Raw genomic sequence first — 1517 nt, forward strand, 5'->3', positions numbered from 1 at the left:
CCAACCTACTCACTTTCACATGGACTACCAACGCCATGCTTGTTTAGCCTGCTCCGTCCCCCCATCGCAATTATATCGAGTACAGAAATATTAATCTGTTTCCCATCGACTACGCCTTTCGGCCTCGCCTTAGGGGTCGACTTACCCTACCCTGATTAACATGGGATAGGAACCCTTGGTCTTCCGGCGTGGGAGTTTTTCACTCCCATTATCGTTACTCATGTCAGCATTCGCACTTCTGATACGTCCAGCATACCTCCCGGTACACCTTCAACCGCTTACAGAACGCTCCCCTACCACTCAGAATAAATTCTGAATCCGCAGCTTCGGTGCATAGTTTAGCCCCGTTACATCTTCCGCGCAGACCGACTCGACCAGTGAGCTATTACGCTTTCTTTAAAGGATGGCTGCTTCTAAGCCAACCTCCTGGCTGTCTGGGCCTTTCCACATCGTTTCCCACTTAACTATGACTTTGGGACCTTAGCTGGCGGTCTGGGTTGTTTCCCTCTTCACGACGGACGTTAGCACCCGCCGTGTGTCTCCCGGATATTACTTTACGGTATTCGGAGTTTGCAAAGGGTTGGTAAGTCGGGATGACCCCCTAGCCTTAACAGTGCTCTACCCCCGTAAGTATTCGTCCGAGGCTCTACCTAAATAGATTTCGGGGAGAACCAGCTATCTCCCGGTTTGATTAGCCTTTCACTCCTAGCCACAGGTCATCCCCTAACTTTTCAACGTTAGTGGGTTCGGTCCTCCAGTTGATGTTACTCAACCTTCAACCTGCCCATGGCTAGATCACCGGGTTTCGGGTCTATACCTTGCAACTAGTCGCCCAGTTAAGACTCGGTTTCCCTACGGCTACCCTATTCGGTTAACCTCGCTACAAAATATAAGTCGCTGACCCATTATACAAAAGGTACGCAGTCACCCAACAAGTGGGCTCCTACTGCTTGTACGTACACGGTTTCAGGTTCTATTTCACTCCCCTCACAGGGGTTCTTTTCGCCTTTCCCTCACGGTACTGGTTCACTATCGGTCAGTTGGGAGTATTTAGCCTTAGATGATGGTCCACCTATATTCAGTCAAAGTTTCACGTGCTCCGACCTACTCGATTTCACTTAAAATGTCTTTTCATGTACGGGACTATCACCCTGTATCGTGGCACTTTCCAGAGCCTTCCATTAACACATAATAAGCTTAAGGGCTGTTCCGATTTCGCTCGCCGCTACTTTCGGAATCTCGGTTGATTTCTTTTCCTACGGGTACTTAGATGTTTCAGTTCTCCGCGTTCGCCTCGTTAACCTATGTATTCAGTTAACGATACCTGCAAGCAGGTGGGTTTCCCCATTCGGAAATCCTAGTCTCAAGCGCTTTTTACTAGCTTGACTAGGCTTATCGCAAGTTAATACGTCCTTCATCGCCTCCAACTGCCAAGGCATCCACCGTGTACGCTTAGTCACTTAACCATACAACCCAAACGGGTCTTTGTTTTGTGACAGTTTAACTTCGCCAGAAGT

General features: G+C 48.8%; 1 rRNA gene (only partly in view). It reads right to left on the reverse strand.

What is annotated here, in order from left to right:
* A 23S ribosomal RNA gene (locus H5090_RS20700) occupies nt 1-1466 on the reverse strand; it reaches 1522 nt to the left of the window's first position.
* Nucleotides 1467-1517: the final 51 nt, after the last annotated feature.

The organism is Pseudoalteromonas sp. SR43-5 (assembly GCF_014163835.1).
In the GTDB taxonomy this organism is placed as follows: domain Bacteria; phylum Pseudomonadota; class Gammaproteobacteria; order Enterobacterales; family Alteromonadaceae; genus Pseudoalteromonas; species Pseudoalteromonas distincta.